The sequence below is a fragment of the Streptomyces sp. NRRL WC-3549 genome (genome assembly GCF_000721935.1).
Classification (GTDB): Bacteria; Actinomycetota; Actinomycetes; order Streptomycetales; family Streptomycetaceae; genus Streptomyces.
Genome location: NZ_KL585427.1, coordinates 37974 through 43574 on the forward strand (window position 1 = coordinate 37974; position 5601 = coordinate 43574).

7 protein-coding genes are annotated in these 5601 nt (G+C 71.9%); all 7 read right to left on the minus strand.

Annotated features, from left to right (window positions below; genetic code table 11):
- Window positions 1-2: 2 nt before the first annotated feature.
- The gene (locus tag IH13_RS0129245) at window positions 3-836 is read right to left on the minus strand and encodes an IclR family transcriptional regulator (protein WP_199814888.1); all 834 of its coding nucleotides are present in this window, start codon (window positions 834-836) and stop codon (window positions 3-5) included.
- A 659-nt stretch (window positions 837-1495) separates the two neighbouring features.
- Complete coding sequence (locus IH13_RS0129250) at window positions 1496-1795, minus strand: hypothetical protein (RefSeq protein ID WP_158791375.1); 300 nt, start codon at window positions 1793-1795, stop codon at window positions 1496-1498.
- Window positions 1792-2706, minus strand: coding sequence for a helix-turn-helix domain-containing protein (locus IH13_RS38785; RefSeq protein WP_234433434.1), 915 nt, complete (start codon window positions 2704-2706; stop codon window positions 1792-1794). The genes IH13_RS0129250 and IH13_RS38785 overlap by 4 nt, the downstream gene beginning before the upstream one ends.
- Before the next feature lie 150 nt (window positions 2707-2856).
- Window positions 2857-3075, minus strand: a complete 219-nt coding sequence (locus IH13_RS0129260) for a hypothetical protein (protein ID WP_158791377.1) — start codon at window positions 3073-3075, stop codon at window positions 2857-2859.
- Between the two features lie 240 nt (window positions 3076-3315).
- On the minus strand, window positions 3316-4017 hold the full coding sequence (locus tag IH13_RS0129265; RefSeq protein ID WP_082317754.1) for an MSMEG_1061 family FMN-dependent PPOX-type flavoprotein: 702 nt from the start codon (window positions 4015-4017) through the stop codon (window positions 3316-3318).
- The gene (locus IH13_RS0129270; RefSeq protein ID WP_031089048.1) at window positions 4004-5248 is read right to left on the minus strand and encodes an ATP-grasp domain-containing protein; all 1245 of its coding nucleotides are present in this window, start codon (window positions 5246-5248) and stop codon (window positions 4004-4006) included. Before IH13_RS0129270 ends, IH13_RS0129265 begins: the two co-directional genes overlap by 14 nt.
- 45 nt (window positions 5249-5293) lie before the next feature.
- Window positions 5294-5601: hypothetical protein (locus IH13_RS42950; RefSeq protein ID WP_031089050.1), on the minus strand; the 308-nt coding region annotated here is incomplete at its 5' end.

The following is a 5601-nucleotide window of genomic DNA, read 5'->3' on the forward strand; positions in this document are numbered from 1 at the left end:
GGCTACTGCCAGTCCCCGTACTGGCCCACGGCGAGCAGCCGGTCCATGGCCTGCGGCGACCAGGTCTCCTCCGGGCAGGTGGCCGCACGGCGGGCCGGCCTGGCCCGGAGCTCCTCCTGCCCCGGGAACAGCTCCAGGGACACCTGCCGGGCCGCGTCCACCACCAGCGGGGCGACCTTCTCCAGCGGGGACCAGGCGTCTCCGACCAGGGAGATCGCGGCGACGGGCCCCTCGGGTCCGCGGACCGCGGTGGCGACGCACGCGATGTCGGGAAAGCACTCGCCGCGCTCGAAGGCGAGGCCGTGGCGGCGCCGGATGCGGTTGAGCTCCTGGTGCAGGGTGCTGAGGTCGGCGATCGTACGCGGAGTCAGCCGGGTGATGGACCCGCCGGCCCGGGCCTCCACGTCCTCCGGTTCGAGCCAGGCCAGCATGGCCTTGCCCAGGGCCGTCGAGTGGGCCGGTGCCCGGCCGCCGACCCGCGAGGGCACGGTGGCGGCGAACCTGCCGCCGGCCTTGTCGAGGTAGTGGATCTCCGCCCCGTCCAGGACGGCCAGGTGCACGACCATGCCGGTCCTGATCTGCAGGTGGTGCAGGCGGGCGGCGGCGGCCTCGCGGATCCTGCTGTGCGCCCCGTCCCCGCCGCCGAACCCGAGGGCGCGGCGCCCGAGTCCGTACCCGAGCGCGGTGTGCTCCAGCCAGCCCAGCCGTACGAGCTGGTCGAGGATGCGGTGCGCGGTGGACCGCGGAAGCCGCGTGCACCGGGACACCTCCTCCAGGGACAGCCGGGACGATCGCCCCTCGAACGCGTCCATGATCAGCGTCACCCGCTCGACCATCGACGGTGGCAGCTCGCGACGGACCGGCGCGTGGGCGGCGGGGACATCATCGACAACCGTCATGGGTGCCTCCAGTCACAGACTGAAATGAATTCTTGTTTTCCGGAATGTAACAGCGCCCTCCGAACCAAGAGAAGAGATGTGCACCAGCTCTTTCCGCCGGCGTCCGACGGCGGCCGCCGTCCGCCCGCACGCGGCCACCACCGACCGGCAGCGGCCACCGGGCGGTCCGCGGCCCGGCGGGCGGGGCCGGTCCAGTCCGTCAGGGGCTCTCGCGCCGCGCCGACAACAGCCGTACCGACTGCGGTCCGGTGGCGACCCGGTGGGCGGGGAGCGCACCGGGGCCGCGGGAGGCGCGGCCGACACCGTGCGTGGCCAGGGCGACGGTGATGTGGGGGTGCCCGTCGGGCCGCGGTTCACGGGCGTGCGCGGCTCCGGTGAGCTCCTCGCCCGACCACGGCCGAACCGCGAGCCCGATCGGCCGGGCCGCGGGCGGCTTCCAGGGCCTGCCGCGCGAGGGGGCCCGTTGCCGGCCGGGGCCACGTCACCCGTGCGTCAGGCACGTCCGAGGGCCGCCGGGCCGGGGAGCCGGCTCGCCGGGGCCCGTCGCGGCGTCGGACTCGTCGCGGAGGCGGGCGGGCGGGGCGCCCGTCCGGCCTTCAGGCCGATTCCGGTTCCGGGGCCTGCTGGATCTCCTCGCCCGAGAGGCTTTCGGCGGCGGCGCGCCACACCTCCGCGCTGAGGTCGGGCATGCGCGCCATCTGGACCTCGGCGGCCAGCTCGCGCAGGCGGCGCCCCGCCGGTCGCCGGCGGGCCGCGAGCATCTCACGCAGCGTCTTGAAGCGGACCAGGTCCCGGAACTCCAGGAGGTTCGCCTCGCCCGCGATGCTGTCCACGAGGTGCGCGGCTTGCTCCGCGTCTCCCTGGTGGTAGCTCAACTGGGCCTTCAGCAGCGTCATCTCCTGCACGTGCCGGGACACACCGGTGAGCTGGAGGGCCGGCTCCACCTCCGCCAGGAAGACCTGGGCCTCCTGCACCCGGGGCGGCATGGCCTGGAGCGCCAGGGAGGCGGCTGCCAGCCGCAGACCCGGACCAGGTCCTCGGGACTGGCCAGGGCCGCGAGTGCGGCCTGCATGTACTCGTGCGCCCTGTCGGGGCTGCCCCGGCGGATGCTGACGGTGGAGGCCGTCCAGTAGGCCTCCGCCGCGAGCGCGCCCGTGTCACGCGGCAAGGTCTCGCACGTCTCGGCGCTGAGCTTGGCGGCTTCGGTCAGATTGCCCAGCTCGGCCTCGGCGGAGATGAGGAGCAGTTTGATCCGGACCAGGTCCGTCGCCAGCACGCGCAGTTGGTGGCGGCGGCTGAGGTCCAGCGCCTCGCGCGCGGCCCGCCGGGTCTCCTCCAGGTCCCCCAGGTTGCGGCTGCACCGGGCGATGCGTTGCAGGACATGGACCTGAAGGGTCGGGCGGTTGAGTTCCCGGCTCACCTCCGCGAGCTTGCCCAGGACCTTCCACTCCTCCTCGAAGTCGCCCAGCGCCGCGTGCTGACGGGCGAAGAGGGCCAGGGCTTCCCAGCGCGTCGTCTCGCTCACCTCCGCGACGTCGTTCAGCGCGGCCGCGAGGAAGTCCCGGATCTCCGTGTCACGCTCACCGTCCGAGCGCGAGGAGAGCGTCATGACGAGATCGGCGAGATCGTCCTCGGAGTGCTCCGTGAAGCTCTCGATCGGGACACCGAGCCGTTCGGCGAGGTAGGTCACAGCCCTGTCCGTGGGGCGCCGCGCCCCTGATTCGAGCCGGGACAGATAGGCGGCCGACATCCCGGTCCCCGTCAACTCCGACTGCGACTTGCCTTGTTGGAGCCTCAGTTGCCGCAAGCGTCGACCGAAGCTCGGTTGTTCCAGCATGATGGGCCGCCGTCCTTGAGGGTCTCGACTCCAAGCGCCACAGGACGTCCCGCACAGAACGCCCGATGGGGGGCCGCAGAAGCGGCACCCCCACCGACCAAAAGTCTGTCAAAAGTTGCCTCAATCGGCAAGCCTTGAGCGCACCTGAGCGCCTACGGCCAGTCGATGGGGGCGACCGTCGACTGCGATGGGGGCGACCGTCGACTGGTCGCCCGACGCGGCGAGCTCCACCGAGGAGCCGGCGGAGAAGTTGCCGGCCACAAGAAGGACGGAGAACGCGAAGGCGGCAAGAGCGCCGGTCAGAACCTTCATGATGCATAACCCCCAGTTGATACACACGGACGCGGACACCGTAGACGCGATCACCGTTGATCACCCCCCAGCCATCGGGCGGACACTCACCCGCTCGACGCCCCTGACACTAATGTCCGGCGGCGGCTTTGGCAAGCCTTGCCAAGCTTTGGCAAGGCTTGGCGTTCACCTCAGCTCAACCGTCAGGACACAACCCCCGCACCCCCCGTACACCCCGTCTCCGCCCCCGGTGCACCCCCTGGTCGGGGATGTCACGGTTCACCGGGGTCACGGGTAGAGCCGCCGTGCGTAGCCGGGACCGTACCGCTCTTCCAGCGCCTGGAGAGGTACGTCGGTCCACTCGGTGGCCTTCGCGATCCGCGCCCTCGACGGGGCGGCGTCCGGAGCCCAGGAATCCGGGTCCCACACCGCTCCGCGCATGAAGGACTTGGCGCAGTGGAAGTATGCCTCCTGGACATCCACCACGAGCGCCAGCGCCGGCCGGTTCCCCTTGACGACCATCCGGTCGAGGAGCCACGGGGAACGCACCAGCCGGGCGCGGCCGTTGACCCGCAGCGTGTCCCCCCTGCCGGGGATGACGAAGACCATCCCCACGTGCGGGTTCTGCAGTACGTTGAGCCAGCTGTCGAGCCTGCGGTTGCCCGGTCGGTCGGGGACCGCGAGGGTCGAGTCGTCGAGGACATGGACGAAGCCCGGCGGGTCCCCCTTCGGGGAGACGTCACAGGTGCCGTCCGCGGCAGCCGTCGCGACGAAGCACAGCGGCGTGTGCCGGATCCACTCCCGTTCGAACTCCCGCAGCACCGGCGACGCCTTGCTGAAGACCACCGGGCTGGGGTCGCCGATCAGGCTCAGCAGCTCCTCCCGCGTGGTGATCTCCGTGTGGTCGCCAAAGGCGGACGGGCCCGCCCCCTCGGCGACGCGTCCGGCGGACGGGCGTCCCGTGTCCGGAGCGGGTTCACTCGGTGGCATCGGCGGGCACCTCCGTCCGGATGACCACGGCCGCGCAGGTCTTCTCGCACAGGGCGAGGGCCGCGTCCGCGTCCTCTGCCACGGCGACGACCTGGCCCAGGCGGTCCCAGCTCGACCTGAGCGGCTGTACGGTGTCGCCCACGTGGGCCGACAGGGCGACGTCCAGGACGCCCTCCGGTTCCCGGGCCTCCGCGAGCCCCTCGATCGCGGTCACGGTCCCCGGCTCCGCACTCAGGAAGCGGGTGGCCGCGCCCTGCCGCAGTCCGGGCCGGGCCGTCAGCGGCGGCAGGGTCCCGCTCTGCCACGCCACCGTGTACAACTCCACGTCGAACCCGTACGCCGCTTCGACCAGGTCCCTGATCCGGTCACCGCCCGGGCGGTTGTGGGACTCGATCACACGCGGGCCCCGCACCGAGAGCCGCACCTCGGTGTGGCTCGGCCCCTGCCCGAGGCCGATCGCGTCGAGGAACGTGGTCACACAGGCCTCGACCTCCTGGGCGGCTCCCGGGGCCAGCCTCGCCGGGACGACATGGCCGAGCTCCACGAAATGGTCGGACGTCAGCTTCTCCGTGACCGACACGATGACGTGGCGCCCGTCGAACGTGAACGCCTCCACGGAGAACTCGGGCCCGTCGACGAATTCCTCCATGAGGAACCGGTCGATGGGGAAGGCCGTCGCGAACTGGTGATCCACCCCGCGCAGTCGGTTCAACGTCGCCCAGGCGTCGTCGAGTTGCCCTTCGTCCTCGACCAGTTGCAGGCCGAGACTGGCGATTCCGTCAATCGGCTTCACGATGAACGGATAACCGTGCTCCGCGCCGAACTCCTCCATGCCCGCACGGTCGGTGACCTCCTTCGCGGCGACGGTGACGTGCGGTGCCGCGGACTCCAGATGGCGGCGCATGCTGAGCTTGTCCCGCAGCAGCAGGGCGACCTCATGGGGGACGCCGCCGAGCCCGAGCAGATCGCTGATCCGCGCGGCCGGCTCCACCCCGGCCTCGTTGGTCGTGGTCACGCTCGTGAAGCCGTACACGCGGTGTGCCGCGGTGATCAGCGGCTCCAGTACGTCCCAGCGCGTGTAGTCGATCAGCAGCGCGGCGTCGACCTCGGCCGCGTGCTCCGCCAGGAACAGCTCGGGCCGCTGGAGGAAGACGACGCCGAGGCCCTGCGCCTTCGCTTTGCGGACGTTCTCGATCCGACCGCCGACGATCAGGACGTATTGCCGGGACATGAGGCTCCTTCGAAGCTGGGGAAAGTGAGGACCGCGCTGTGCGCTTCAGGTCCCCTCCGCGGTCACGACACCTGCTCCGGCCCTCAGCTCCGCGGCCAGGGCGCTCAGTTCGGCAGGTGTCGCACAGTCGAGTACGGCCCAGGCGAGCCGGTCCCCCGAGTTCTCGGCGGGGCGCACCTGTGTACCCGGCGTGAGTCTGGGCTCGTAGCGGGCGACGCCCGGCCGGCCGGCCCAGGCGTCCAGGTCCAGCGAGACCAGCCGGCCCGGGCGCGGCGCCGACAGGAACAGGCGGCCCGCGGCGCGCACCGGGTTCCGGCCGTCGGGGGTCGCCGGGAGCTCGCCGAGGGCGAGCC